Source organism: Corallococcus sp. AB049A (assembly GCF_003668885.1).
GTDB lineage: Bacteria > Myxococcota > Myxococcia > Myxococcales > Myxococcaceae > Corallococcus > Corallococcus interemptor.
In genome coordinates this window covers 1-25825 of record NZ_RAWL01000007.1, presented here as the reverse complement: position 1 = coordinate 25825, position 25825 = coordinate 1, and the positions used below count along the sequence as shown (strand labels likewise).

Annotated in this window: 23 protein-coding genes; 10 read left to right on the top strand and 13 right to left on the bottom strand. The window is 68.6% G+C overall.

The window, feature by feature from the left end:
• Positions 1-2: 2 nt before the first annotated feature.
• From D7X55_RS01545 to D7X55_RS01525, 5 genes are all read right to left on the bottom strand, one after another.
• Positions 3-1019, bottom strand: coding sequence for a hypothetical protein (locus D7X55_RS01545; protein ID WP_120546434.1), 1017 nt, complete (start codon positions 1017-1019; stop codon positions 3-5).
• Between the two features lie 69 nt (positions 1020-1088).
• Positions 1089-1283 (bottom strand): hypothetical protein, encoded by a 195-nt coding sequence (locus tag D7X55_RS01540; protein WP_120546435.1) that lies wholly within the window; start codon positions 1281-1283, stop codon positions 1089-1091.
• 168 nt (positions 1284-1451) lie between these two features.
• Complete coding sequence (locus D7X55_RS01535; RefSeq protein ID WP_120546436.1) at positions 1452-3530, bottom strand: sodium-translocating pyrophosphatase; 2079 nt, start codon at positions 3528-3530, stop codon at positions 1452-1454.
• Positions 3531-3788: 258 nt separating this feature from the next.
• The gene (locus tag D7X55_RS01530) at positions 3789-5408 is read right to left on the bottom strand and encodes an alpha/beta-hydrolase family protein (RefSeq protein ID WP_233609469.1); all 1620 of its coding nucleotides are present in this window, start codon (positions 5406-5408) and stop codon (positions 3789-3791) included.
• 142 nt (positions 5409-5550) lie between these two features.
• Entirely contained in the window at positions 5551-9075 is a 3525-nt protein-coding gene (locus D7X55_RS01525) for a hypothetical protein (protein ID WP_121721999.1), read from the bottom strand.
• 175 nt (positions 9076-9250) lie between these two features.
• Here D7X55_RS01525 and D7X55_RS01520 point away from each other — a divergent pair, with 175 nt between their 5' ends.
• From D7X55_RS01520 to D7X55_RS01500, 5 genes are all read left to right on the top strand, one after another.
• A complete protein-coding gene (locus D7X55_RS01520; RefSeq protein WP_120546439.1) occupies positions 9251-9922 on the top strand; it encodes an SDR family oxidoreductase in 672 nt (223 codons plus the stop codon).
• The gene (locus tag D7X55_RS01515) at positions 9922-10686 is read left to right on the top strand and encodes an SDR family NAD(P)-dependent oxidoreductase (RefSeq protein ID WP_121721998.1); all 765 of its coding nucleotides are present in this window, start codon (positions 9922-9924) and stop codon (positions 10684-10686) included. Before D7X55_RS01520 ends, D7X55_RS01515 begins: the two co-directional genes overlap by 1 nt.
• Positions 10687-10772: 86 nt before the next feature.
• Entirely contained in the window at positions 10773-12377 is a 1605-nt protein-coding gene (locus D7X55_RS01510; RefSeq protein ID WP_121721997.1) for a phage tail protein, read from the top strand.
• Positions 12378-12404: 27 nt separating this feature from the next.
• A complete protein-coding gene (locus tag D7X55_RS01505; protein ID WP_120546478.1) occupies positions 12405-13091 on the top strand; it encodes a response regulator transcription factor in 687 nt (228 codons plus the stop codon).
• On the top strand, positions 13088-14485 hold the full coding sequence (locus D7X55_RS01500) for a HAMP domain-containing sensor histidine kinase (RefSeq protein WP_121721996.1): 1398 nt from the start codon (positions 13088-13090) through the stop codon (positions 14483-14485). Before D7X55_RS01505 ends, D7X55_RS01500 begins: the two co-directional genes overlap by 4 nt.
• A 16-nt stretch (positions 14486-14501) precedes the next feature.
• Here the strand turns inward: D7X55_RS01500 and D7X55_RS01495 are convergent, their stop codons facing one another.
• Positions 14502-15416 carry a DUF2381 family protein gene (locus tag D7X55_RS01495; protein WP_233609467.1) on the bottom strand — a complete coding sequence of 305 codons (915 nt, stop codon included), beginning with the start codon at positions 15414-15416 and terminating at the stop codon, positions 14502-14504.
• 28 nt (positions 15417-15444) lie between these two features.
• Positions 15445-17226: a serine/threonine-protein kinase gene (locus tag D7X55_RS01490; RefSeq protein ID WP_306437696.1), complete on the bottom strand. Its 1782-nt coding sequence runs from the start codon at positions 17224-17226 to the stop codon at positions 15445-15447.
• A gap of 111 nt (positions 17227-17337) precedes the next feature.
• On the opposite strand from D7X55_RS01490, the gene D7X55_RS01485 reads away from it, so the two are divergent.
• The gene (locus tag D7X55_RS01485) at positions 17338-17697 is read left to right on the top strand and encodes a helix-turn-helix transcriptional regulator (protein ID WP_120546443.1); all 360 of its coding nucleotides are present in this window, start codon (positions 17338-17340) and stop codon (positions 17695-17697) included.
• Positions 17698-17701: 4 nt separating this feature from the next.
• Here D7X55_RS01485 and D7X55_RS01480 read toward each other — a convergent pair whose 3' ends face one another.
• The 3 genes from D7X55_RS01480 to D7X55_RS01470 all read right to left on the bottom strand — a co-directional run bounded on the left by D7X55_RS01480 (position 17702) and on the right by D7X55_RS01470 (position 19750).
• Positions 17702-18853 carry a serine/threonine-protein kinase gene (locus D7X55_RS01480; RefSeq protein ID WP_120546444.1) on the bottom strand — a complete coding sequence of 384 codons (1152 nt, stop codon included), beginning with the start codon at positions 18851-18853 and terminating at the stop codon, positions 17702-17704.
• 145 nt (positions 18854-18998) lie between these two features.
• Complete coding sequence (locus D7X55_RS01475) at positions 18999-19544, bottom strand: ester cyclase (RefSeq protein ID WP_121721995.1); 546 nt, start codon at positions 19542-19544, stop codon at positions 18999-19001.
• A 41-nt stretch (positions 19545-19585) separates the two neighbouring features.
• Entirely contained in the window at positions 19586-19750 is a 165-nt protein-coding gene (locus D7X55_RS01470) for a hypothetical protein (RefSeq protein WP_233609466.1), read from the bottom strand.
• Between the two features lie 26 nt (positions 19751-19776).
• On the opposite strand from D7X55_RS01470, the gene D7X55_RS01465 reads away from it, so the two are divergent.
• Positions 19777-20904, top strand: coding sequence for a HAMP domain-containing sensor histidine kinase (locus D7X55_RS01465; RefSeq protein ID WP_121722013.1), 1128 nt, complete (start codon positions 19777-19779; stop codon positions 20902-20904).
• On the opposite strand, the gene D7X55_RS01460 is transcribed toward D7X55_RS01465, so the two are convergent.
• Entirely contained in the window at positions 20867-21754 is an 888-nt protein-coding gene (locus D7X55_RS01460) for a LysR family transcriptional regulator (protein ID WP_121722014.1), read from the bottom strand. The genes D7X55_RS01465 and D7X55_RS01460 overlap by 38 nt on opposite strands.
• A gap of 130 nt (positions 21755-21884) precedes the next feature.
• Here D7X55_RS01460 and D7X55_RS01455 point away from each other — a divergent pair, with 130 nt between their 5' ends.
• A complete protein-coding gene (locus D7X55_RS01455; protein ID WP_120546446.1) occupies positions 21885-22592 on the top strand; it encodes a glutathione S-transferase family protein in 708 nt (235 codons plus the stop codon).
• 4 nt (positions 22593-22596) lie between these two features.
• Here the strand turns inward: D7X55_RS01455 and D7X55_RS43205 are convergent, their stop codons facing one another.
• Positions 22597-22833, bottom strand: a complete 237-nt coding sequence (locus D7X55_RS43205; RefSeq protein WP_233609465.1) for a SelT/SelW/SelH family protein — start codon at positions 22831-22833, stop codon at positions 22597-22599.
• A gap of 31 nt (positions 22834-22864) precedes the next feature.
• Positions 22865-23788, bottom strand: a complete 924-nt coding sequence (locus tag D7X55_RS01450; RefSeq protein ID WP_121721994.1) for a LysR family transcriptional regulator — start codon at positions 23786-23788, stop codon at positions 22865-22867.
• 88 nt (positions 23789-23876) lie between these two features.
• On the opposite strand from D7X55_RS01450, the gene D7X55_RS01445 reads away from it, so the two are divergent.
• Both D7X55_RS01445 and D7X55_RS01440 read left to right on the top strand, forming a co-directional pair.
• Positions 23877-24893, top strand: coding sequence for an MBL fold metallo-hydrolase (locus D7X55_RS01445; RefSeq protein ID WP_233609463.1), 1017 nt, complete (start codon positions 23877-23879; stop codon positions 24891-24893).
• A gap of 106 nt (positions 24894-24999) precedes the next feature.
• The coding region (locus tag D7X55_RS01440) for an APC family permease (RefSeq protein ID WP_121721992.1) at positions 25000-25825 on the top strand (826 nt) is incomplete at its 3' end.

Genomic DNA, 25825 nt, shown 5'->3' with positions numbered 1-25825 from the left:
CGCTACTGCTGCCGGATGTAGACGGCGTTGATGCGGTTGTTCCCCGCACCCGGCGCGCTCTTCACCGTGAGGCGCCCGTCCGACACCGCGACGCGCGCGATGCCGGTGGTGAAGCCGTAGCCCGTGGGCATGCCGCTGAGCACCACCGTGTCCTCCGCCTGGATGCGGTAGGCGCCCACATAGTTGAAGGGCTCTCCGGCCAGCATGCTCACTTCGTAGACGCCGTTGGGCACGGCGATCTCCCAGACGCGATCGCCGCCCTGCTGCATGCGCGCGTGGCGCTGCGCGACGATGTCCACGTCATGGCCCGCGTCCACCATGTTGGCCGTGTTGTCCACGTTCCAGCCGTAGGTGAAGCCGAACTGCCGCGCGCCGTAGACGAGCCCGTTGTCCGGCAGGTAGCCGAAGTTCTCCAGGGGCGGGTTGGACGCGGGCTGGAAGTTGATGTCGATGCCGAACTTCCGCTTCACCTCCAGGAACGCGAGCTTGTTGTTCACCGCCGGGCTGCTGCTGCGCACCGTGAGCCGGCCATCGCTCACGTCCACCAGCTTCACCGCTTCGAAGAAGTGCTGATCCGCCGTGGGCGTCCCGCGCAGCACGTCGCCGTAGTACTCGACGCTGAAGGCGTACTCGCTGTCGATGAAGTCCGAGTCCCCCGCCACCAGCCGCACCTCGTAGTAGCCGTTGGGCACGGCCAGCTCCCAGGTGTAGTTCGCGCCGTTCTGCGTGCGGATGAGGGTGTCGTACGCCTGCGACGGCGTGTTGGGGTTGTTGCGATCTCTTGTGTTGGCGGTGTTGTCCTGGTTCCACCCGTAGGTGAAGCCATTGCCCCGGTTGCCGTACACCTGCCCGGAGTCCGCGACGAAGCCCGCGGGCACCGGCGCGTTCGCGGGCTGGAAGTTCACCCGCAGCTCGAACGGCGCGAAGGGAGAGAAGGGGCCGGGGGACTGGGCGTGGGCCGGCGAGGACGCGAGCGTCAGGCCCAGCGTCGCGGCGGCGGACAGCAGGAACTTCTTCATCCGAAACCTCGGAAGACAGAGTGGAAATCGCGGTTTAGCGCGATTTCCTCTACCCTCCGTGCGGTTTCGTCATGGCTGGGCGGCCGGTCGAGCCTGCGCCTCCACCTCACGCTGGATGGCCTGCAGCCGTTCGAGCGTGTCCTTCAGGTGCTCGCGCAGGTCGCGCGTGTCGGTGTGGACCACCTCGTCACGCAGCGCATCGATGCTTTCGGCCAGCGACACTTGGAGGAGATGGATCTGCTGCTGGGAGAGCTCCAGGACCATGGGACACCTCACCCTCAGAGGGACACGAGCGAGCGGCTCACCAGAAAGTGTAAGCACGCGCTCGCCCACTGCCCCTGACCCGGCCGCTGTCGCCTGGCCGGGTGTCCGCCCTCCTGCCCCCAGGGTGCGGCGCCTTCAAGCTGGCTGCCGCACCCCAGGAACAACGGCTCAGCGCAGCGCGATGAGCGAGGCCACGAGCAGCGACACGACGCTCATGACCTTGATGAGGATGGCCACGCCGGGACCGGACGTGTCCTTGAACGGGTCGCCCACCATGTCGCCAACGACGGCGGCCTTGTGGACCGCCGAGCCCTTGGCGTGGCCCGGCAGCTTGCCCTTCTCGATGTACTTCTTGGCGTTGTCCCAGGCGCCGCCCGCGTTGGCCATGTAGAGCGCCATGGTGGCACCGACGACGAGCGCACCGGCCAGCAGGCCCGCCAGCGCGCCGGGGCCCAGCAGGTAGCCCACGAGCGGCGGCGCGACGATGGCGATGATGCCCGGGAAGATCATCTCGCGCAGGGCGCTCTTGGTGGCGATGTCGACGATCTTCTTGGGGTCCGGCTCCGCCTTGAGCTCCATCAGGCCCGGAATCTCACGGAACTGACGGCCAATCTCCTCGACGATGGCGCCCGCCGCGCGGCCCACCGCGAGCATCGTGGAAGCGCCGACGAGGAACGGCAGGATGGAGCCCAAGAGCAGGCCCACGATGACGTTCGGGTTGGTCAGCTCCAGGCTCATCTCCGCCAGGCCGTTGGCCACGCGGGTGTGGTTGACCTCCAGGTTGAACGCGGAGAAGAGCGCGATGACCGTGAGGGTCGCGGAGCCGATGGCGAAGCCCTTGCCGATGGCGGCCGTGGTGTTGCCCACCGCGTCCAGCTCGTCGGTGATGGCGCGCACGTCCGGGCCCAGGCCGGACATCTCGGAGATGCCGCCCGCGTTGTCGGAGATGGGGCCGTACGCGTCCACCGTCATGACGACGGCCGTGCCGCCCAGCATGCCCACCGCCGACAGCGCGATGCCGTACAGGCCCAGCGCGCGGTCCGCGATGTACGCCACCAGCGCGATGGTGGCCATGGAGATGCCCACGCTCTCCATGCCGACCGCGAGGCCGCGGATGAGGTTGGTGCCCGCGCCCGTGATGGAGGACTCCGCGATGCGCTGCACCGGCGTGGACGACGTGTAGTAGTCCGTGACGAGGCCGATGATGGCGCCGCCGAACGCGCCCGCCGCCAGCGCCAACGTGATGTTCTGGGACAGGCCGAACACGTTCATCAGCACGAAGGACAGGCCCACCAGGATGACGGGGGGCATGATGAGCGCGCTGCGCAGCACCTGCGCGGGGTTCATGTGCTTGAGCGCGCGGGCGATGAAGATGCTCACCAGGCTGACCACCAGGCCGATGGCGGACAGCACCAGCGGCAGGATGACGCCGGCCAGCTTCGCGTTGCCCGTCGCGTTCGTGTCCACCAGCAGGCGGGACAGCTGCGTCGAGTTGGCGGTCAGCGCGATGGCCATGGCGGCGACGATGGCGGCGACCATGGACTCGTAGATGTCCGCGCCCATGCCGGCCACGTCGCCCACGTTGTCACCCACGTTGTCGGCGATGACGCCGGGGTTGCGCGGGTCGTCCTCGGGGATGTTCTCGATGACCTTGCCGGCGATGTCGGAGCCCACGTCCGCGGCCTTGGTGTAGATGCCGCCGCCCACGCGCGCGAAGAGCGCGATGGAGCTGGCGCCCACGGCGAACGAGTGGAGGATGGGGGACAGCTCCGCGCTCCCGCGGAACGCGTAGTAGAGGACGCCCATGCCGATGAGGCCCAGGCCGGCGACGGCCAGACCCATCACGGCGCCACCGTCCAGCGCGACCAGCAGCGCGTTCGGCTTGGAGCCGGTGCGCGCGGCCTGCGCGGTGCGCACGTTCGCGAACGTGGCGGCCTTCATGCCGATGTAGCCCGCGAGCAGCGACAGGAACGCGCCCGCCACGAAGCTCGCGCTCGCGACCGGGCCCAGCGCCAGGCCGATGACGATGGCGACGACCACGCAGTAGACCGCGAGCACCTTGTATTCGCGGACGAGGAACGCCATCGCGCCTTCGCGGATGTAGCCCGCGATGCGGTTCATCGTCGCGTCACCTTCGGGCAGGCCCTTGACGCGGAAGTAGAAGAACGCAGCGAAGAGCAGGCCCACGGCGCCAATCACGCCTGGTGCGATTGCCCAGAAATCCGATTCGAGACTCGACAACTCCATCCGTTCCTCCAGAGCAGTCCCGGGGGTCACTGACCGCTCGCCCTGCGGGGCGCTCGCGTGCCGCGCGAAAATGTGCGGAGGCCTATACGTGATTTCAGGGCAAGCGGGGAGCCTCCTCGGAGCAGAGGGGCCATGACGCGGGAGGGCCCCCCGGGCGCCAGGAGCGGTGGTGGGACCCTGTCGAGTGAACCTAAGTAATCGTATTCATTGACGAATCACCGGAAGACAGGGGGCGCCGCAGGGTCGTTGCGCCACCAGCTATCCACGGTTCGAAGCATCCCTCGCGAGGAGGAGCTGGCGCAGCCGGGCCGTCTGGTCCGCGCTCCAGCCTTCGGGCCGCAGGAGCGCGACCCAGCCGTCCACGTGCTCGCCGGTGTAGACGTGGCCGTATCCGGCGGGGACCTCCATCCCCAGGGGAAGGTCCGCGGTCACCTGCCAGAACGTGACGAAGGGGATCCACACCATCTGGCCCAGGACGTCCGCGCCCCGGGGCTCGCGCAGCCAGTCCGGCCGGTGCACCAGGAGCCGGGGGCTCCACCAGGTGATGGGGTCGGAGGGGTGCAGCAGGTACAGCACGCGCGAGTCCCCCCAGGGCTCGGACGCGGGCGGGATATCGCTCCCCGGCCGGCGGCTGAAGCGGACGATGCGGCCGCTTCTGTAGACGGGCTCCACCTCCGGGCTGCCCGCGTCGCGGTGGTCGGTGAAGGCGCGATACAGGGTGTTGAAGTTCGGCGGCCCGACGAAGAGGACCCCGTCGGCGCGGTTGGCCAGGTCCCGCTCGCCGCTGAACGCCGTCTCTCCGCCGTAGGAGCCCAGGCTCTCTCCAAACACCAGCAGCTTGGGGCGCCGCGCCGGAGGACGCCGCGACCAGCGTTCATACACTTCGTCGAAGAGCGCCCTGCCCGACTCCCGGGCCCGCTCCTGATCCACCAGGACGGAGAGCCACGACCACAGATGCGAGTACTGCATGGCGACGATGGCCGAGTCACCGCGCGCCAGGTACTCGAAGGCGTCCACGGACTCCGGCACCACCCAGCCGCTGCCCGTCGTCGTCACCACGAGCAGGTACTCGCGGTCGAAGCCGCCGGCCCGCTCCAGGTCGTCCACCGCGACCGCCGCGCGCGCCTCCGCGTCCGGGGCGGAGGCGTAGCCCGCGTACGCGCGGATCGGCTCCTTCACCGCCGTGCCATGGAACCGGGAGAGGTCGTCGACCGAGGGCCCGCGTCCGATGAAGTTGCGCCCTTCCCTCCCCAGGGACTCCCACGGGATGGAGGAGCCGGGGCCGCCGGAGCGCAGCGCCGTCCGGGGTTGGACCACGCCCTCGTCGGTCATCAGGTCCTGCACCGCCAGGGTGCGGTCCGCCGTGGCGATGAGCCCGTCCCACAGCACGCCGCTGGCCACCAGCGCGGTGATCACCACCACGGCCAGGCCGCTCGTTGCCCGGGCCGCGCGAGGACCGATGTGCCGTGAGAGTCGCGTGGCCAGCGCGCGGAACACGGCGCGCAGTCCGCGCCCCATGGCGACGAGCAGGAAGAAGAAGGCCGCCGCGACGAAGGGGGCGAGCAGATAGCCCGCGCGGCCCGGCGACGGCATGCCCATGAGCTCCCGCAAACGGTGCTGCCAGTGCCAGCCGAGCAGCAGCGCGCCCGTCAAAGCCACCAGGGCCGTCGCGAAGAAGCCCTGCCACGCGAGCTTTCGGGGTGTCCTCGCGGGGCGGTCCGCGAACTCCCGCCAGAGCCATGCGCCCAGGCAACCCAGCCCATAGCCCATCGCCGCGCTGAGGCCGCTGACGAAGCCCTGGAACGGCCCGCTGCGCGGCAGCAGCGATGGTGTGAAAGCCAGACATGCGAAGAGCAGCGCGACCCAGGACCCCGGCAATGAGTAGCGGAGCCAGCGAGGCCAGGTCCGGCTGGCACGCCTGGCGCTGCGTACTTGGACGGGTTGCTCGGCGTGGGTGAGGAGGTGCTCCATGCGCACTTCCGAGGGTAGGCCCTGGGGCCTCCGGTGAACACGCCAGGCGTCAGGGGCGGTCTAGCGCCTGCTGGAGACGCCTTCCATCCTCCGTGCGAGCCTCCTGGATGTTGAAGGCGCCCCTGTCTGGCAGCACGCCCCCGTGCCGCGCCAGATGAGCCAGCAGGGTCACCGTCCACGGGCCACAGTTATGTTCGTCGTTGGCCGGTTGATACGCCTGGGTCGACGTCGTGACGCGGGCGTCCGGGAACAGGATGAGCAGGGACAGGCGAAGGGTCTCGGGCAGTCCGCGCGTCCCCTGCGGATCCACGTAATGAATCGCAGGTGAAAGATAGGGCTTCGCCGCCTGGAGGTCGAAGTGGAGGGAGAGCGCCGTCCAGTGATTGCCTCCGACATGAACTGGCGCCACGACGCATTGGGTCTCGGTGTCCCGAATGGCGGCGCGGACCTGTCGCAGGTTTTCCTCCAGCGTGAAGCCCTGGTGCAGATGCGCGTCAATGCCTTCCATGATGTAGACCCGGTCGCGCACGTCGCGCAGGTGCAACCCGAGTAACACCCGGATTTCGTCCCCCGTGTACCAGTGGGTGTCCAGCCCCTGGACGAAGCGGTGTGAGTCCCCGGTGGACGTGGACGGCCCCTTGTTGGACCGGCTGAACGAAGGCACGGAGGACACAGGAGGCTTCGAGGTCGGAGCCTGACGGGACTTGCGGACCTCCGCGATGATGTCGCTCGGCGCCCAGCGCTCCTGAGGAAGGTCGTCATGGGAGGACAGCGTCAATTGCTCCACCGAGGGGAGCAGCAACGCAATCCTGTCCACATGGGAGTTGATGAAGCCGCGGTTCACGGGGGAGAGCTTCGGGCCCTTCAACGCCGCTCGCAGCGTCTTCTGCAGTGAGCGCAGTGAACCGGGCAGGTCCCGCACCAGCTGCCGCACCTTGAGCGCGATGGCGTCATCCGACAACCGCGCCAGGGTCCCGTCCACACGGTACGGGGTCAGGGACAGGCTCAACAGCAACTCGTCCTCCTCCAGCAGACGCAGCGCCTCACGCACGGCGGCACGACACTCCGGCGGAACCTGCTTCGCGAGGCTCAGGCCGCTTCTCATCTCATTCACCAGGGACTGGAGCAGCGGCTTCACCTGGGAGATCAGCTGATTCACCGCCGCCTGGGCCTTCTTCACTTCGGGAGAGAACGCTGGCGCCTCGCGGGAGGTGGGCCGCTTGCGCACGCCCTCCTCCCGCAGGTTGCCTCGGGCGGACGACGGCAACAGGGGCCTCAGCTCCGCCTTCAATTGCTCGAGCTCCGCCGCGACCATCCTCAGCGTCTCCTGATAGGTCCGTGGCACGGCGGTCTTCGCCGCCTCCTGAAGCAGGCTGGGCAGCGGAGACAGCCGGGACCAGAGCACCGTCACGAGCTCGGACGGCAGGACCCCCACCGTCGGTGCCCGGCCTTCGGGCGAGGTGGGCTCCAACCACTGGATGCAGAGGAGGAAGGACTGCGTCGCGACCCGAAGCAGGAGCTGCAGCTCCGCGCTCAGGGGCTCCTCCGGCACGCCCACGAGCCCCGCGAGCACCTCCAGGGTCTTCATTCCGCGCCGAAGCAGTGTCTCGGCCTTCTCACGCCGGCTCTCCAACAGCGCGGGCTGCCGGAGCTTCACTTCGTCCAATACCTTCGCATGCAGGGCCCAGGGAGCCCGGAACCCGCGCAGAGGCTCAACCGGTGTGCACAGCCGCTGAAGGATGCCGCCCAGGAGGCGCAGCGCCTCCCTGGCCACCTCGGGCTTGATGGGCTGCATGTCCGGATCCTCGGACTCCACGTAGGACATCACGCCCGTGCCCACCTTGGACGTCGCATCGTGCGACCACCGCGGAAGCCAATACCCCTGGTCCGCGAGCGTCTTTCGCTCCCGATTCACCGCCTGCTGGACCGTGTCGTAGCCAGCGAACCCCTGCCCGTTCCAGTAGGCCCGCGACAGCATCCGCACCAGGCCAATGGGGTTGACCGCACCGGCGCGGGCTCCGTCCCGGATCCGGCACAGGTCGAGCACGTCGTAGGCGTCCTCCAGTTGCTGAGGCAGCACCGCGAAGACGGGCTTGCGTGGCTGGGGCACCGGGTCGGACTCCTTGCTCTCCTCGGACTTCTTGGGGGGTGGCAGCATCAGACGGGGAGCCGCCTCGATTTCCTCGCCCGAGCTGGCCTCGTATGAATCCACTACCTGATTGTCCCGAGGGGCGAGCGTCGCCTCGAACGTCTCCGTCAGCGTATGGGTGGGGCTGATGCGGATGTCGTAGAACAGCCGCCAGAGGACGAAGAGGCTCGCGGCGATGACGGACCTCGTGACGTTCGGCGCCTTCTCTCCCAATGCCTCCTGCCAGTGGTGGATGGCATTGACCGCGTGACCGGAGGCGCCTCCCCACAGGGGGCAGAGGTTCATCCGGTACGTCATGACATACTCCGCGTATTCATCCGGATTCCACGCGGCAAGGAATCGCGGATTCACGCCTTGAGCGACCACGCCATCGAACGTCTTTCTTTCCGGGCGGATGACCCGGTAGCTCCTGGGCCAGAGCAGCGGAGGCGGGTCCGCCAGAAGCTCCTTCCTGGGCAACGCGAGCGAGGCACGGACATCCGTGGGAGATTTGGGATCCTCGAACAGCTTGCGAAGATCATTGATGAGCATGCAGCAGCGCGCCACCGGTGGGAGCCTCAGCCAGATGGCCCGCACCGCTTCCGGGAGTGGCGCCAGGACCGCCTTGTCCGAGTCGTCCAGGGCGAACGCGATGAACGCGCCCAGGACCTCCCGGGCCTTGAGCCGGTTGAGCTGCTTGCAGAGATCCGGCCCGAAATAATAGGCCATGTACTGACAGACCTTGATCGTGAAGAGGGTCTTCTTCTCAGCAATGGCTTTGTCGAAGTTGTCCTTTTGCCGGCCGACGTAGGCGCCAATGAGCTGGCGTTGCCGCGCCAGCATTCGAGGGCTGTTCGTCAGCTTCAACGCGAACAGCTTGTCGAGTCGCCGGATGGGCGAGGTCGTGACCTCGCCAACGACCGCCCGGGCAGCCTCCAGGATGTTGTCGAAGATGCGGAGCTGGGCGCGGCGCGTCGCCGTTGCGAGCGGGAGAGCCCGCATGGACTTGTAGAGGTCGGTGATGCCGGTCCGCGGCGCGTTCGGTTCCAGCATTGGCTGCCAGAGCGCGATGTGCGTGAGCGGCTTCTCCAACGGCGCTGGCGTGGGGGACTGGGGATTGCCGATCTGCGGGCTGCACCAGTAGCGGAGCACCCCGTAGAAGAGCGCCGTCACCCGGTTCAATCGCGACTTCTCCGACAGGAATGTGCCGTCCAGGGGAGCAATCGCGAACTCGGTTCCCATCGTCGCGAGCATTCCTCGGCAGACCGGGTCGGCGAGTGCCGCGACGACAATGGCTTCAAAGAATGTCGGCAGGTCCGTGTACACCTCGGTCCACGCCGCCAGCCTGACACCGACCCGGTTCCACGGCACCGTGGGGTCCGCGTTTGGCGTCGTGATGGACGCGTCATTCACCGGGACGTTCGGCTGGATGATGAAGAAGATCATCTCGGGCCTCTCTGGACGAGTCCGCACATCCGGGGACTCGCACTCTGAGAAAATAGCCAATAACCTCACCCAAAGCTTCCCGCAGCGTCCTTGTGAGTATCCCTCGTTCGCGCGCTTTGCATGGACTAGCCTGTTCATGGGCTTTCTGGGGACGGCCCGGGGAGAGGCACGGGGCTTGAGCATTCGGAATGTCATCGTCGTCGGAGGCACCGGCGACATCGGGCGCGCCGTCGTCCACAAGCTGCGCGCGGAGGGCCTGCGCGTGGTGTGCGCCGCGAGCGACGTGAGGACGGAGACGCCGGACTGCCTGCACGTGGACATCACCCGCGAGGACTCCGTGGGGGCGCTGTTCGAGCGGGCGGAGGCGGAGACGGGCCCGGTGGAGCTCCTGGTCAACTGTGCGGGCGTGGGCGTCTTCACGCCCCTGCACGAGACGTCGCTGGAGGACTGGAACCGGACGCTCGGCGTGAACCTCACGGGCACGTTCCTGTGCGCGCGCGAGGCCTTCCGGCGGATGAAGCTCCGGGGCGGTGGCCGCATCATCCACATCGGATCCGTGAGCGACCACCTGACGCTGCCCATGAACGGCGCCTACGCCGCGACCAAGCATGGCGTCCGGGGGCTGACCGGCGTCCTCAACGAAGAGGGCAAGGCCTTTGGCATCCGCGCCACGCTGTTGTCGCTCGGCGCGGTCTACACCGCGTTCTGGAAGTCGCGGCCGGAGTTCAGCCCCGCGGACATGCTCGCCGTGGAGGACGTGGCCCAGTGCATCTGGGAGATTTCGATGAAGCCTCCGAACGTGCGCGTCGACGAACTGCGCCTCGTCCCGCCGCAGGGGGTGCTCTGATGAAAGCGCCTGTCGCCGTCGTCACGGGAGCCAGCCGGGGGATTGGAGCGGCCATCGCCACGGAGCTGTCGCGAACCGGGTTCGAGGTGGTCCTGCTGTCGCGAGACGCCGCCGCGCTGGAGCAGCTCCAGAAGCAGTTGGTGGAGGCTGGTGGCCGCGCGTGGCCACTGGCCTGCGACGTCGCGAGCCGGGACGACGTGGAGTCCGCGCTCGCCCGGGTTGAAGCGAAGGCGGGCGTGCCCCGGGTGCTGGTGAACAACGCGGGCCTGGGAGGGCCGTTTCATCGCGCGGATGAGGTGAGCGTCGCCGAGTGGGACCTGCTCTTCGGCGTGAACGTGGAGGGCGTGCGCAACCTGTGTCAGTGGGCGCTGCCCCGGATGAAGGCGGAGGGCCACGGGCGCATCGTGAACGTCGCGTCCATCATGGGGCTCTTCGGGGGCGCCCAGTCGTCCACGTACGCGGCCACCAAGCACGCGCTCGTGGGCTACTCGAAGGCCATCGCCGCGGAGTGGGGAGGCTACGGCATCACCTGCAACGCGGTCTGTCCGGGCTACATCGACACGGAGATGCTGGCGAAGGCGCCGTCCACGTCACGCCAGCGGTTGCAGGAGCGGATCCCCGCGAAGCGCTTCGGAACGCCAGAAGAGGTGGCGGGTCTGGTGGCGTTCCTCGTCGGGCCCGCGGGCGGCTACGTCAACGGCAGCGCCCTGGTGATGGACGGAGGGCTGTCGTCCCATCTGGCGTCCGACCTGCCGTCGTTCTGACGCGCTCCACACTTCCTCCACAGCTTCCCCGCATCCTCCTCTCACCTTGCAAGGCGCTTGGGGCGCCGCAAGAGGGGGAGGCAGTCATGACGGATGTGAAGCCGAACAAGCCCACCATTGCCGCGGATGCGATTCCCGTGGGCGCCGTGCTCGCCTACGGCGGGGACCCTTCGAAACTGGCGCCGCAGGGCTGGCTGCTCTGTGACGGGTCGGGGCACGACGTCGCGGAGTTGCCGGAGCTGTTCAAGGCCATCGGGACCGCCAATGGGGGCTACCCCGGCCAGTCCTTCAACCTCCCCAACTTCCAGGGGTACTTCCTGCGCGGCACGGCTGGCGCCACCGTGCGCGACCCGGATGTGAAGACCCGGACGGCGGCCCAGAAGGGCGGCAACGTGGAAGACCGTCCGGGCTCGGTGGAGTCGTGGGCCACCAGCTTCGTGGGTCAGTCCTTCCAGGGTGAGGCGGATCACCTGCCCCACAGGCTCCACAGGGCGTATGAGGACTTCAGCGAGAAGCTGGCGCACTGGGAGGATGGCACGCTCACCTGGAGCGGCTTCGTCACCGGCGGTGACAAGGAGTCGCGCCCGGTCAACGCCTACGTCCACTTCATCATCAAGGCGTCGAGCACCGACAGCCGCAACAATCCCACCGCCATTCCCACGGGCGCCATCCTCCCGTTCGCCGGGCGCGTGCTGACGGACACCCGCTTCCTGTCGTGCAACGGCAACTCCCACCTCGCCGCGAGCCAGCCCGAGCTCTTCGCCGTCCTGGGCAAGAGCTTTGGCGGCAACGGCAACCCGTACTTCTACGTCCCCGACTTCCGGGGGCGCTTCCTGCGGGGCGTGAGCGGATCCACCGGCAACGATCCGGACGCCACCACCCGGACGGCGCCCCAGCCGACGCTGCCCTCCGGAGAATGTGGCTCCGTCGGCAACCTGGTGGGCTCCGTCCAGGATTGGGCCACGGGTGCTCCCCGCAACCCCATCTCCCTGACCTTCCACCATCTGCCCACGGGCTCCAAGAAGGCGACCAACATCCGCGGACAGCACGTCTGCAAGTACACGAGCAAGACCACGAACGTGAAGCTCAAGGGCGGCAACCTGGAGACCCGTCCCGGGAACGTCAACGTGGATTGGTACGTCTGCGGCGGGCCCGCCTCGTCCACGGCCACGTCGGACGGGTTCCCCATCGGGGCCGTGGTGGGCTTCCCGGGGGAAGCGAGGCCCCCCTCGGAGTACTGGGCCCCCTGCGGCGGCGCCGGCCAGGCGACAACGGACGCCTACGCGCCGCTCTTCGCGCAGATCGGCTACGCCAACGGAGGCAGCGGCAACGTCTTCTACCTTCCTGACTACCGCGGCCGCTTCCTGCGTGGCACCGACCACGGCGCGGGCAGGGATCCGGACGCGGCGCAACGGCTTCCCCCGCTGGAGGCCGCTGGCGGCAACTTCGGGGACGCGGTCGGCTCGGTGCAGGAGTTCGCGACCGGCGCGCCGCGCACCTCCGCCTTCTCCATCGAGGTCAAGAACCTCCCCAAGGACGACTCCAACACCGCCGACACCGTGAAGGGCGGCTTCAGGGTGGGTGAATGGAACAAGGGGTCGAAGGACGTCGACGCCACCTCGGGCGACAAGGAGACCCGCCCCATCAACATCAACGTCAACTACTACATCAAGTACGCTTCGGCGCCCTGAGCCACGCGCTTGACGGAGGTCGTCCCCATGGACGTGCATGGTCCCATCCTCGTCGTGGAGGACGACCCTCCCATCGCCGCCGGAATCGTCCGCGGGCTCAAGCTCGCGGGCTTCCAGGTGACGCTCGCCACGGACGGGCCGCTCGCGCTGGAGGCCGCGGAGCGCGAGCCGCCCGCCCTGGTGGTGCTGGACCTGAACCTGCCGGGGATGGACGGCCTGGAGCTGCTCCAGGCCTGGCGACACCGGCTGCGCGTCCCCATCCTGGTCCTCACCGCGCGACAGGAATTGGAGGCGCGGCTGCGCTCCTTCGGACTGGGCGCGGCGGACTACCTCGCCAAGCCCTTCTGGATGGAGGAGCTGGTCGCGCGCATCCGCGCGAGGCTCCGCCTGCCGGAGGAGGATGCACGGCGCACGCTGCGCTGGGCGGACGTGAGCATCGACCTGGACGCGCACACCGTCAGCCGCGAGGGCACCGGGCCGGTGTCCTTCACGCGGCATGAGCTGGACGTGCTGCTCTACCTCGTCGAGCGGCCCGGACGCGCCGTCACCCGCGAGCAGATCGCCGACCAGGCGCTGCCGACCAATGAAGAGCGCGACACGCGGACGGTGGACTCGCACGTGGCGCGCATCCGCAAGAAGCTGGGGCCGGCCGGAGCGCACCTGCGCACGGTCTGGGGCATTGGCTACCGGTTCGATCCGGAGGGCGCGCCGTGAAGGTGTGGCACGGGCTGGCGTGGCGCACCGCCATCGCGTCGGTGGTGCTGGGCATTCTGGCCACCCTGGCCGCCGCATCCATCTCCTTCCGGAAGGCGGCGGAGCTGTCCGCGCATCACACCGTCCAGCTCCTGGCCGACACGATGTTCGAAACGCAGGCCGATGCGTGCCGGGCCTCGGTTGGGGGTTGGACCTATACGTCGCCCCAGGGGATGCAGGTGGTGGCGTTCGACGCGGCCCGGGTGCTGGCTCCTTCCGGAACCGCGACGGAGAACAGCGGTCCGGATCCGAAGCTCGTGGAGCGGCTGCTCGCCGGTGAGCCCAAGCCGCTGACCTTCTACTTCCCGCGCTTCGACGGTCACGCGTGGGGCGGAGCCCTGCTGATGCGGGTCGCGGACGCGGGGCCGTGCAGTCTCTTGGAGTTCCGCTGGCCGCCCCTCATCGACCGCATGGACGAGCTGCGGTGGATGCTGCTGGCCGCCGTCACCTTCACGTCGCTGGCCGCCGCGCTCTCCACTGCGGTGGTCATCGGGCCGCTCCTGCGCCGGCTGCGGCGGCTGCACCAGACCGCGGGACGGCTGGGCGGCCCTGCGTACGCACCCGCGGAAGACGCGGCACCGGATGAGCTGGGTGACCTGGCCCGGGTGCTGGACAGCACGCATGCGCGCGTGGTGTCGGACGCCCGGCACATCGAAGCGCGGAAGCATGCGCTGGAGCGCTTCCTGGCCGACGTGGCGCATGACCTGAAGACGCCCATCGCGTCGCTGCAGCTCGCGCTGGAGCAGGCCACGGCCGCGTCCCGGGACGAGCTGTCCGGGCTGCTGGTGCGCGGCATCGAGGACACCGTCTATCTCACGGCGCTGGTGGACAACCTGCGCCTGGCCTGTCAGCTGGGCGAGGGCGTGGATCCGCTGGCCGGTGAACCCCGGGCCGAGCTGGGAATGGTGGTGGAGCGCGTCGTGGCGAGGCTGGGATTGCTGGCGCGACGCAAGGAGTTGAGCGTGGACGCAAGCCACCCGGATGGCGCTGTCTGGGTGCGCTGCAACGCGACGATGCTGGAGCAGGCGGTGGGCAACCTGGTGCACAACGCCATCACGCATGGAGATCCAGGAGGCCACGTGGTGGCGCTGCTGGAGCGCGTGTCGCCCGAGCGCTTCCGCCTCACCGTGCTGGACGACGGCCCGGGGCTGCCCCCGGAAGACCTGGAGCGGCTGGGCGAGCGGCTCTTCCGCGCGGGCGAGGCCCGTCAACGAGATCCGCGCGGCAGCGGGCTGGGCGTGGCCATCGTCCGGGAGCTGTGCCGGAAGACGGGCCTGACGTTGACCTTCCACCGCAACGAACCCCGGGGCCTCAAGGTCGTCATCGAAGGCCCGTGCGCATCTTCCGAGAGCTGAATGGGCGCCCGGGCCCTCACGGGAACGTGATGTTCCGCAGCGTGAGGGTCCGCGGCCCATCTTCCTCCCAGAGCTTGAGTGAGAAGGGGCCCTGAACGGAGTCCGCCGGAGCCTCGGCTTCGACCACGAGGCGCCGGATTTCTTTCTCTGGAGTCGGTTGCACCTGCCAGATGCGGAGCACCTTCAAATCCGCTCCGCCCTTGCTTCGAAGCATCGCCCCTTTCGCGATCCAGGGCACTCCACCTGGATTCACCGTCAAGTGAATCTCCACGGCAACCCATGCCTTGGAGCGGTAGAGGCTGACGAAGGAGCGCTGGAGCCACTTCTCCCTCTCAACGTAGTCGTCCTTGGTCGCGTCTCTTCCAAGGACGCCGTGCTCATCCATGGCTCCGACGGAGAGGAGTCCTGCCAGTCCAGCAGGTGCTTCACGCTCCGCGGCCAACCGGGAGTTCTCGACCTTGCAGCGGAGGAGTTCTTCCCGACGCTCCCGCACCTCTTGCTGGTAGGTCTCAAGGGTCCGCCGGATGCGATAGATCTCGATGAGGGGTTCGGCCTTCGCGGGATGGACTCGCAGACGAAAGGACGCGCTGACCGGCGCGGCTCCGTCCCGGAAGTGGACGACCAGCCGGAACGTCTCGGCGATGGTGACGCGAGAAGATGGCATCAGGCGCAGCGTGGCCTGCCCCAGGTCCACCAGGTGGAATCGGTCCCGCCCCTCCAGTTCGACCGCTTCGCGCTTCAAGTCGGCATCGAAGAGGAGCGTCGTGGAAAGACCTGCGCTGATCAGGATCTCCGGCGTGGCTTGAGGCTCGTCGGAGAACAGCTCGATCCGACGCGTTCCTGGTCCGAAGTCGGAGGGTTCGGATTGCCCGGTGGCGGCTCCGCTCGCGAGGAGCAGCCCCAGGACCACCACGATGGAGGATGAATTCACTCGGCGATCTCTCCCAGGGGCATCCTGGCTACTGGAACTCCCTCACCGCCTTCACGTACACGCTCGTGAAGATGCGGGCACTGGACGGCGAGTCGTTTCCGGCCTCTCGCACCATGCCGCGATCACCCGTCGTGTCGTAGACCTCCAGGCAGACAGGAAAGCTGTCTCCCCTTGGGGTCGTTGCCCACGTCAGTCGCCCATAAACGTGGTCGCGCACGATGAGGCGGCCTGAGAGCACCGTCCTGAATGGCATGTCCCCCCACTGGCCAAACAGGCTCACCTGACCGGGACCGTCCTGGACGGTGAGGTACTTCTCATCGAAATCAACGACCGCCATGTGCTTGTCGCCAATCTTGATGCCCCACTTCTCCATGGCCTTCACCGCGCCCACCGGACACGGCTCCGGCGGCGGAGGCGAGCGCACCTGAGCACCAGGGCACCCGAGCGCAGTGCAGACCGCCGCCGCGCCGACAGCACGGGCCATGGTGCGCATGCCCTTCTTCACGGGCTTCGAGGGGAGCGGAATGGGCGGAGTGTCTTTCGGCTGCGTCGTCACGGTGACGGAATCCTCCTGGAGCGCCGCAGGGAGAGCGGCGGCTGCGGCGCGGTCAGCTTGAGGCGACTTGCCAGGGGTCGCTACTTCCTGACGGGCGGGGGCCGGCATCGAGATTCGTGATCTCCCGACGCCCCATGCCGCGCCCGCCAGGACGAGCACGACGACGATGGTCGTCCAGGCACGCAAGCTCCCGCGCTTCTTTGCGGGCACCACACACACGGTCGTTTCAGGAGGCGGCACCTGCTTCGGGGAAAGCCGTTTGCCCCGGCGCGGACGGTGCCGGGGCTCGTTCATCCACTGCTCGAAGCTGTCGATGTCCTCCCCTTCCGTCGTCGCGGAGTCCTCGGCGTAGGCATCGCAGAGTGGCACGTCCCACGCCGCGTCAGCGCCGCGCAGCGCATCCTCCAGGGACTCACAGAGGGCCTTGGCGCTCGGCGTTCGCGCCTCGGGCGTCTTCTCAAGGAGCCGCAGGCACACGTCGCTCAGCACCCGGGGCACGCGCGCGTTCTCCTCGTTTGGCGGCGTGGGCGCGCGGGTGAGGATCGCCTCCGTCAAGCTGGCGGGGTCCTCGCCATCAAAGGGGAACCGCGCCGTCAGCAGCCGGTAGGCCACGAGGCCCAACGCCCACAGGTCGTCCGCCGGGCCCGCCGTGTAGCGGGCGTCCGGTGCCTCGCGGTGGCCTCGCAGGAAGCGCCACGCCTCCGGGGAGCGGTAGTCCAGCGTCCCCGGAGGGAGGATGTCCGCCGTCAAATCACGCGCGCCCGCGTAGTCGCCAATACCGAAGTCCACGAGCTTGGCCACGCCATCCGAGGCGCGCACCATGACGTTGCCCTCCTTCACGTCCCGGTGCACCACCCCATCCGCATGGGCCGCGGCGAGCGCCCGAGCCACGCCCAGCCACACGCGCGCTGCCTGCCGCGCCGTGGGATTCTCCGCGTCGGCCCAGTCGTCCAGCCGGCGCCCGTCCACATACTCCATGGCGATGACGGCGAACTGCGGCCGGGCCACCGGCCAGTAGCCATGGCCCAGGATCCCCACCACGTTGGGGTGCCGCAGCCGGGTGAGGATGGAGACCTCGCGCTCCGCCCGCTCGCCCACGCGCGGCAGGTGCAGCACCTTCAGCGCGAAGGGTTGGCCCTCGCAGCGAGCGAGGTACACCGTGCCAAAACCGCCCTGCCCCAGCTGGCGCTCCACCGTGTAGCCCAGCACCCGGGCCCCGGGAGACAACGCGGCCGGAGGCGGCCCCCTCATCATGGCGTCCTTCCTTCGGGCAACCCGGCCTCGCGCATGCGGCATCCTCCCTGCGGGGCGCGCACCCTACCAGGGGCATTCCCATGCGCGTCCTCGGCTACGCTGCGCCCCGCCATGAACGAAGAACTCGGCATCACCATCGGCACGGAAGCTCGCGCGGCCCGCCAGCACCTGGGCCTGACGCAGGCAGAAGTCGCGGAGCGCGTGGAACTGGTGCACCCCGTCTACAACCGCCTGGAACGCGGGAAGATGCTGCCCAGCGTGCCCACCCTCTACCGCCTCTGCCGGGAGCTGCGCGTCTCTCCCGAGAAGTTGATGGGCCTCACCGCGACAGGCGACGTGCGCAAGGGTTCGAAGTCGCCACCCAAGGAGGAGGCCCCCCCGGAGCTGCGGCGCCTCCTCCACCTGGCGCGCAAGCTGGACGCGGAGAAGCTGGACGCCCTGCTCCACGTCGCCTCGGCGCTGGCGCGCTGAAGCGTCACTTCCCCTTCAATCCCTCCCACGCATCCGCGGCCAGTTCGTCGCCGAACTCCACCCCATCGAGAAGGCCGATGCCCTCCGACAGCACCTGCGCCCACTCCGCCGCGGCTTCCTGACGGCCGTAGCCCGCGTGCCGTCTCGCCAGGGCGACTCGCATGGCGTCGCGCATGTCCGCCGCCGTGGCGAACCGCTCCTCGGGGTTGGCGCGCAGCGCGACATGGAGCATCGCCTTCACGTCCGGGGAGAGTGAGGCCACGGCCTCCTCGACATCCTCCGGGCTGAAGCGGGCCAGCAGGATCTGCATCTGCATCAAAGGCAGGGAGGGAAGGCTCTCCGCCTGAAGGGAGGCCAACCGCCTGGGCGGGGGTGGCAGATCCTCCACGTCGAAGAGGTGCTTGCCGGTGAAGAGCTCCACCAGCAGCACACCCAGGCTGAAGACATCCGAGCGCGGCGTCAGGGGCTGTCGGGTCAGATATTCCGGCGAGGCATAGGCCACGTCTCCACGCACGAGGTTCGCGGGCGATTCCTCACGCCCTACCACCAGCGAGTACGCCGCGCCGAAGTTCGTCAGCTTCACCTCGCCTTGGGTCCCCACGAAGACGTGCCGGGGATTGACGTCGCGGTGGATGATGCCGAGCGGATGGCCGTCCGCGTCCGTCAGCGTGTGCGCATGGTGCAGCGCCTCCGCGAGCTCCGCGCCGACATGGAGGGCGAAGGCCTCGGAGACGGGGCGTCCGCGTGCCACGCCCGCGCTCACCAGCGTATCCAGAGAGGGGCCCTCCACGGCCTCCATGACGACGTGCAGCGCGCCCTGGTGCACCTTGCGATGGAAGACCGTGGCGATGGCCGGGTGGCGCAAGCGGAAGGCCAGCTGAACCTCCTCCCCCAGGCGCCTGCGCTGCATGGAAGTGGATGGGTTCGCCAGCCGCCGCACGAAGCAGAACCCGGGCAGCGAGTTGCCCAGCTCCGTGAAGCGACGGGCCAGCATCAGCACCTCGCCGTTCGGCATCAACACCAGCTCGCGGACCGCCTCGTAGCGGATGCCGTCGAGGGTGAAGAGGTGCACGGGCCGCGCGGGCGTGGGTGGAAGCAGCCTGCGGCGCGCGGAGGCTTCCGTGCGCGCCAGGTCATCGGTCGTCGTGTCGGGCATGGCTCCTCGGGAGGCGGAAGAAGGGCAGCTGCTCCGCGCGGGGAGTCTGAGCCACATCAACCTTTAAAGTCCAGGACGCACGACCCTAAAGGTCAACAGGCGCGCCGACGCCACCGTGAACCCCAACCCATGCCCCTGCTCCGCTTCAGTCGATGAAGGTGGGCGGCCGGGTCTCGGTGAGCTCGGGCGCGGGCGTGCCGCCGGACATGGCCAGAAGGCCCTTGAGGCAGCGGACGGCGAGGAGCCAGTTCCTGGGCGAGCCCATGTCCAATCCGCCCAGGAGCTGCTTGAGCATGCTGAGCGTGTCGAAGTAGACGCGCTCGCAGACCAGCTTCTCTGCTTCGTCGAAGATGAAGTACGCGCTCATGCGCACCCGGAAGCGGCTGCCCGTGGCGGGAATGGAGCCCAGCGCCCCCAGGTGGGTGCCCATCAGCCAGAACTCCACGATGACGGCATCATCGCTGTGCCGGAACGAGATGATCTCGTGGTGCTGATCCGGGAACGCCACACGCGTCTCCCGGTAGTAGTCCCGCACCGCGCGGTCGCCGTCATGCACCTTCATGGTGGGGACCAGCTCGTAGTGCGGGTGCGGGAACGTGGACAGGACGTCGTCCCAGTTCTGCCGCACCTCATCACGAAAGTGATCCAGGACCAGCTTCTGCCACGCCTTGCGCTTGTCTTCGGTCGTCACGAGGACATGCCAGGCAAATCCACACGCTTTCGGGGGCCTTGCTACGGCTCGCTCAACCAGCGACGGACCTCGTCATCCGACAGCCAGTCGTCCTTGCTCCGGGTGAGACCGTGCAGCAGGAGGGCCACGGGTGGATTCGTCCCCTTCCCTTCCGGCTCCAGCACCCACGCGGGGATCCGCTCCCCATCCTCCGCGTGAACCTCCACTGTCCGCCGCGTTCTCTCTGGTGCTGATGGGTGGGTTCTTCACGCTCTTCAGCTACGACCTGGAGGACGTCATCTTCAGCCGCATCGTGGCCACGGAGGCGGACCGGCCCGAGCCAGGCCACGTCCCCGGAATCACGCGGTATGACGGGCACTCCGCATTGCCGCCGTGGCTCGCGGAGCACCTGCGTCCGGACGCGCATCCAAGAGAGTATGAGGTGTCCGCCGGAGACCACGGACACTTCCACGTCGCGGTGCGCCCCAGCACGGACGGAGGCCGCCGTTACTTCGCGTTCGACGTGACGCGCCTGACGAGCACGACGGCCCACCTGAAGCGGACCGCCGGGCTGCTTCTCACCAGTGCCTTGCTGGCGTTGCTGGCCGCCGCGCTCCTCGCCCGCCTCGTGGCTCGCAGGCTGGGCCGGCCATTGGAGCGGATGGTGGAGCGGAGCCGTTCCGAAGGGACACCGCCGCCCGGGGACGGCGGCGGAGTGGCCGAGGTCCGTACGTTGTTGGACGCGCTGCTCGCACGCGACGCACGCATCCAGGAACAGCTGGAGCGTGAGCGGCGATTCAACCGGGACGCCAGTCACGAGCTGCGCACGCCGCTGGCCGTTGCCCAGGGCGCGGTGGAGATCTTGGAACTCGATCCGCCGCGAGACGCGGAGACGTTCGAGCGGCTGCGCCGGGCCGTGAGCCAGATGGGCCTGTTGACGGAGGGCATCCTCTGGCTGGCCCGGGAGCGCCGAACCGAAGAAAGCTGCGAACTCAACCGCGTCTCGCGAGAACTGCTCGCGTTGTACGGGCACCTCCGGCGGAGCGGCACCATCGCGCTCACCATCGAGTCCGAGGGCGAAGTCCACGCGCCCCTCCCTGCCTCCGTTGCCAGGGTGATGATGGGCAATCTGCTCAAGAACGCGCTCGCCTACACGGGCGAGGGCCGCATCGTCATCGCCATCGAGCCCGGGGCGTGGACCCTGACCGATACAGGGGTTGGCTTTGGCCGCGCCGAGCCCGGCAGCGAGAGCCACGGCATCGGCCTGTCGCTGGTGGAACGGCTGACGCAGCGTTTCGGATGGACGCTGTCCATTGAAGCCCTCGAACCCCGAGGCACCCGCGTTACGCTTCGCTGGCACCCTCCATCAGGAAGTCGATGACGGCGCGCACGGCGGGCAGCTGGCCCCTGCGGTGGGGCGTCAGGATCGTCGTCGTCACCGTGCCCGCGGTCCAGGCGGGAAGCACCCGCACCAGCCGCCCGGCCTCCACGTCCACGTGGGTGAACGACTCCGGCAGACAGACGACGCCCAGCCCGGCCATGGCCGCCTTCAGGAGCACCCGTGACTCGTCGGCGATCATGCGTGCCTTCGGCATCACGGTGACGGTCTCCCCTGCCCGCCCGCGCAGCCTCCACGGAGGAGCCGTGGCGCTCATCAGGAGGCCGTCGTGTTCGTGCAAATCCTCGGGCCGGCGAATCCTGGCGTGGCTGGACAGGTAGCCGGGCGACGCCACCAGCACGAAGGACTCCACCGCGAGCCGGCGCTGCACCAGGCCCGATGCGGGCAAGGGTGAGAAGTGGCTGCGCACGGCGATGTCGAATCCCTCCTGCACCAGGTCCACGAAGCGGTCCGTCGCGTGAAGCTCAACGCGCACCTTGGGATGCGCCAGCGCCAGCAATGGCAGACGCTCCGCGAGCCGGAACTGCGCCGTGGGGAGCGACGTGGTGATTCGCACCACGCCACTCGGCTCCACCTGCCGGCGGCGCACCACGTTCTCAGCGGCCTCCGCCTCCATCACGGCGGCGCGGGCATGGTCGAGGAAGTCCCGCCCCACGTCCGTCAGCGCGAAGCTTCGTGACGTCCGCTGGATCAGCCGGGCACCCAGCGCGTCCTCCAGTTCGGCCACGCGCTTGCTCACCGTGGATTTGGGAATGCCCAGCCGTCGCGCCGCCGAGGCAAAGCCACCGCTCTCCACGGCCTGGACGAAAAGATGGAGGTCGTTGAGATTCAAGGGCCGCGCCTCATCGTCCACGGGTGTGGACCTTGCGTTCGCATTCCGCTGTCTACACGGCGCGCGCTGCCACGGCCATGGTGTCTCCATCGAAGGCATGACGCCTTCCGCTTCGGACAGGAGATTCCCCATGGCACTGCCTACCCTCTTCTACGGTGTCCCCTCTGGCTGCTCGTTCGGCTCCATCGTCGCGATGGAGTGGCTGGGCCGGCCCTACCAGCTGTGCCGCATCGCCATGCCGGAGGATGTCACCAGCGCGGACTACCTCCGGATCAATCCGGTCGCGGAGACGCCCACCTTGATGACGGAGACGGGCGCGCGCATCAGCGAGAGCATGGCCATCCTCAACCATCTGGGTGCGCGCGGCGTGGGCACCGGGCTGTCGTTCGCCCAGGGCACGGAGGACTTCGACCGGCTGAACCAGATGCTCGCGTACCTGAACACCACCTTCTTCAGCGCCTTCTCTCCGCTCTGGTACGCGCTCGAGCACGCCGAGCTGCAGGAGTCCGAAAAGCAGGCGCTGCGAAGCCTGGGGGCGCGCAAGGTCATCTCCGCGCACGCGAAGCTGGAGGTGCTGATGGGCGACACGCCGTGGCTGCTGGGCGACCACCGCACGCTGGCGGATGCCTACTTCATCGGCATCGCCCGGTGGACGCGGTACCACGAGGTGCTGGACCGCCGCGACTACCCGAAGCTCCAGGCCCTCTTCGAGCGGCTGGAGGCGGACGCCGGAGTGCGCTTCGCCCATGCGATTGAAAAGGGCGAAGCGCCTCGGGGCAGCGGCGCATTCCAGGGACACATCCGCCTCGCGGAGGCCCTGCAACGTCTGCCCGCGTGAGCCGTCAGGGCTTCAGGGCGCGGAACACCGCGTCCACCACCTCCCGCTCGCTGGGGAACGCCAGGCCGGTCTTCTTGATGACGACCCGCCCGTCCACGGCCACCTCAAAGACGCCGGACCCGCCCTTCTTCAGCTCCACGTCCACTTCCAGCTCGTCCTTCAGCACGGCCGCCGCACGGGCAGCCTTGGGCAGGTAGCCTCAAGCGGTACAGTAGGTGATGGAGATCTTCGCGTCGGCCATGGTGTTCCTCCTGATGGGACAGAGCACCATCTCAGCTGTCATCGCGCCACAAGTTGGGCCGGCTTGCGAACAGCTCCGTCAACCAGTCGATGAAGACCCGCGCCCCGGCGCCCAGCTGGCGTGTGGGTGGGTAGACCAGGAACAAGGGCCGGGGTTCGGGCCGCCAGCCATCCAGCACCCGCACCAGCTCCCCGGACGCAACGTGCGGCTCCAATACGAAACGCGGCGCGAACATCACGCCCAGGCCCGCGAGTCCCGCGGCCAGGTACGCATTGGTTTCGTTGAGCGTGAGCAGGCTTCGACCCTGGACCTCCAGCCGCTCGCCCTCGCGCATGAAGACGAAGGGGAGCTCCTTGCCGCTCAGCGACGAGAAGTAGCTGACCACCGCGTGCGTCGGCCCCGCCAGCTCCCGTGGGTGGAGCGGCGCGCCGTGGCGCTCCAGGTAGCGAGGGGATGCGCACAGCCAATAGCAGAGGTCCCCCAGGTGCCTTGCCACCAGCGAGTCGTCCTTCACCGGACCTCCTCGAATGGCGCAGTCGACGTTGTCCGCGAGGAGGTCCACGACGCGGTCGCTCACGCCCAGCTCGATGTGTATCTGGGGATAGCGCGCGTAGAACGACGGCAGCGCGGGGACGAGCAGCAGCCGCGAAATGGTCCCGCTCGACTCCACCCGCAGGCGCCCCCGGGGACCGCGTCGTGACTGGGACAACGTGGCTTCGAGCTCCCGCACCTCGCCCAGCAACCGGAGGGCCTGCTGGTAGTAGATCATTCCTTCCGGGGTGACTGTCACGCGGCGCGTGGTGCGGTGCAGCAGCTTCACGCGCAGATGCGCCTCCAGCTGTTGGATCAGCCGCGTCACCGCCGCCTTCGGGCGTGCCAGCGCGTCGGCGGCCTTGGTGAAGGTGCCGGTCTCCACCACACGGACGAAGGCCTCCATCGCCGTGAACGTGTCCATCTGCCACCTCGGATTGTTTCAGCGGTGAAACGGAGTGTGTGAACGGCTCCCGTTTATCCCAGCGAAGGCGGGGCGTATCTCCTTGCGCATGACAAAGCCCACTGCCCGCGGTTCCTTCCTCTCTGTCTCTCGCGCCCTCACGCTGATGATGCTGACGGGTGCGCCACTGCTTCCTACCTCCGTCCATGCCGCCGCGCCCCAGGTCCGGCCCCAGGCCCCTGGAGTCCATCGGCTGCTGCTCGGTGACTTCGAGGTCACCGCGCTCTCCGATGGCACCGTTCCCCAGACCGTGAGCGAGGTGGCGACCAACACGACGCCAAGGCAGGTGAAGGAGCTGTTGTCGCGCGACCACCTGGAGGATCCGGTCGAGGTGTCCATCAATGCCTTCCTCATCAACACCGGCACCGCGCTGGTGCTCGTGGAGACAGGCGTGGGGAGCTTCTTCGGCCCTGGCGTGGGAGGCCAGCTCCAGCAGAACCTCCAGGCGGCGGGCTACCGCCCCGAGCAGATCGACGTGGTGCTGCTGACGCACATCCATTCCGACCACTCGGGCGGGCTCATGGCCAGGACGGGCCGGGCCTTCCCCAACGCCATCCTCCGGGTGCACGCGCGAGAGGCGGGCTTCTGGCTGGGGCGCGATGACCGGACGAGGGGCTCGGTGGACCCGAAGTACTTCGAGGAGGCGCGGGCGATGGTGGGGCCGTACCAGGAGGCCGGGAAGCTGAAGGTGTTCGGGGATGGGGACACCCTCGTTCCGGGCATCCGGGCCATGCCGACCCCGGGACACACGCCGGGGCACAGCGCCTACGTCGTGGAGAGCCGTGGCGAGCGGCTGGTCCTGGGGGGCGACCTGATGCACTTCGGCTCGGTGCAGCTGCGCGAGCCCTCGGTGACGGTTGCCTACGACGTCGACGAGCGCGCGGCCGCGGCGCAGCGGGCGCGTACGTTCACGGAAGCGGCGAAGCGCGGCGATCTGATCGGCTTCGCGCACATGCCCTTCCCCGGCCTGGGCCGGCTGAGCGCGGAGGGCAAGGGCTACCGGTGGATCCCGCTCAACTACAGCTCCGGCCAGCGCTGGGAGGGCGCGAAGGCCAGGACGGAGTGAAAGGAGCCCGGCTTCTCTCTAATTCGCGGATTCGCCGCATCTGTGCTCCAGTGGGGTTCTCTTCCCCATGATCCCTGGACCCCCTTCGCCTCCTCCTGAGCCGGGCATGCGGCGCGCTGTATCGCGCTGGGAGATTGTCGGCTTCTCCATCAACGACGTCATTGGCAGCGGGGTCTACCTGCTGCCAGCGGCGGCCGCCGCGAACCTGGGCTCGGCCAGCACGGGCGCGGTGGTGCTCGCGGGGCTGGCGGTGCTGCTGCTCGTGCTCTGCTTCGCGGAAGCCGCCAGCTACTTCGACAAGCCCGGCAGCGCGTATCTGTACACGCGTGAAGCCTTTGGAGAGCGCGTGGGGTTCCAGGTCGGCTGGATGACGTGGCTGGCGCGCGTCTCGTCGGTGGCCTCGTTGTCCGTCGGCTTCTCCCGCGCGCTGGGCTTCCTGTGGCCCGCGGCGAACTCGGGCGTGGGCCAGGGCCTGGCCATCGCCGTGCCCCTGCTCGCGCTCACCGCCATCAACGTCGTGGGCGTGAAGGGCGGTGCTCGCACGGCGGTGTTCCTCGCCGTCACCAAGACGGTGCCCTTGCTGGTGTTCATCGCCGTGGGCCTCTTCTTCGTGTCCGTGCCGCTGGCGACGTCCGTGGCGCCCAGGGAGGGAGGCAACCTGGGGGCCGCGGTGCTCCTGCTGCTGTTCGCCTATGCCGGCTTCGAGAACACGGCGGCGCCAGCGGGTGAGTTCAAGAACCCACGCCGCGACGTGCCCTTCGCGCTCATCGTGCAGATTGGCGTCGTCACGCTCATCTACACGGCGGTTCAGTGGGTGGCGCTGGGCACGTTGCCCGGGGTCGCGGACGCGCAGACGCCGCTCGCCAACGCCGCCGCGCGGTTCCTCGGGGGCTGGGGTGGGCTGCTGATGACCTGTCTCTTATACACGTCTC

Coding starts and splice junctions, on each gene's coding strand:
- D7X55_RS01545 (WP_120546434.1), bottom strand. CDS start 1,019: ATGAAGAAGTTCCTGCTGTCCGCCGCCGCGACGCTGGGCCTGACGCTC.
- D7X55_RS01540 (WP_120546435.1), bottom strand. CDS start 1,283: ATGGTCCTGGAGCTCTCCCAGCAGCAGATCCATCTCCTCCAAGTGTCG.
- D7X55_RS01535 (WP_120546436.1), bottom strand. CDS start 3,530: ATGGAGTTGTCGAGTCTCGAATCGGATTTCTGGGCAATCGCACCAGGC.
- D7X55_RS01525 (WP_121721999.1), bottom strand. CDS start 9,075: ATGATCTTCTTCATCATCCAGCCGAACGTCCCGGTGAATGACGCGTCC.
- D7X55_RS01515 (WP_121721998.1), top strand. CDS start 9,922: ATGAAAGCGCCTGTCGCCGTCGTCACGGGAGCCAGCCGGGGGATTGGA.
- D7X55_RS01510 (WP_121721997.1), top strand. CDS start 10,773: ATGACGGATGTGAAGCCGAACAAGCCCACCATTGCCGCGGATGCGATT.
- D7X55_RS01505 (WP_120546478.1), top strand. CDS start 12,405: ATGGACGTGCATGGTCCCATCCTCGTCGTGGAGGACGACCCTCCCATC.
- D7X55_RS01490 (WP_306437696.1), bottom strand. CDS start 17,226: ATGATGAGGGGGCCGCCTCCGGCCGCGTTGTCTCCCGGGGCCCGGGTG.
- D7X55_RS01485 (WP_120546443.1), top strand. CDS start 17,338: ATGAACGAAGAACTCGGCATCACCATCGGCACGGAAGCTCGCGCGGCC.
- D7X55_RS01480 (WP_120546444.1), bottom strand. CDS start 18,853: ATGCCCGACACGACGACCGATGACCTGGCGCGCACGGAAGCCTCCGCG.
- D7X55_RS01465 (WP_121722013.1), top strand. CDS start 19,777: ATGGGTGGGTTCTTCACGCTCTTCAGCTACGACCTGGAGGACGTCATC.
- D7X55_RS01455 (WP_120546446.1), top strand. CDS start 21,885: ATGGCACTGCCTACCCTCTTCTACGGTGTCCCCTCTGGCTGCTCGTTC.
- D7X55_RS01450 (WP_121721994.1), bottom strand. CDS start 23,788: ATGGACACGTTCACGGCGATGGAGGCCTTCGTCCGTGTGGTGGAGACC.
- D7X55_RS01445 (WP_233609463.1), top strand. CDS start 23,877: ATGACAAAGCCCACTGCCCGCGGTTCCTTCCTCTCTGTCTCTCGCGCC.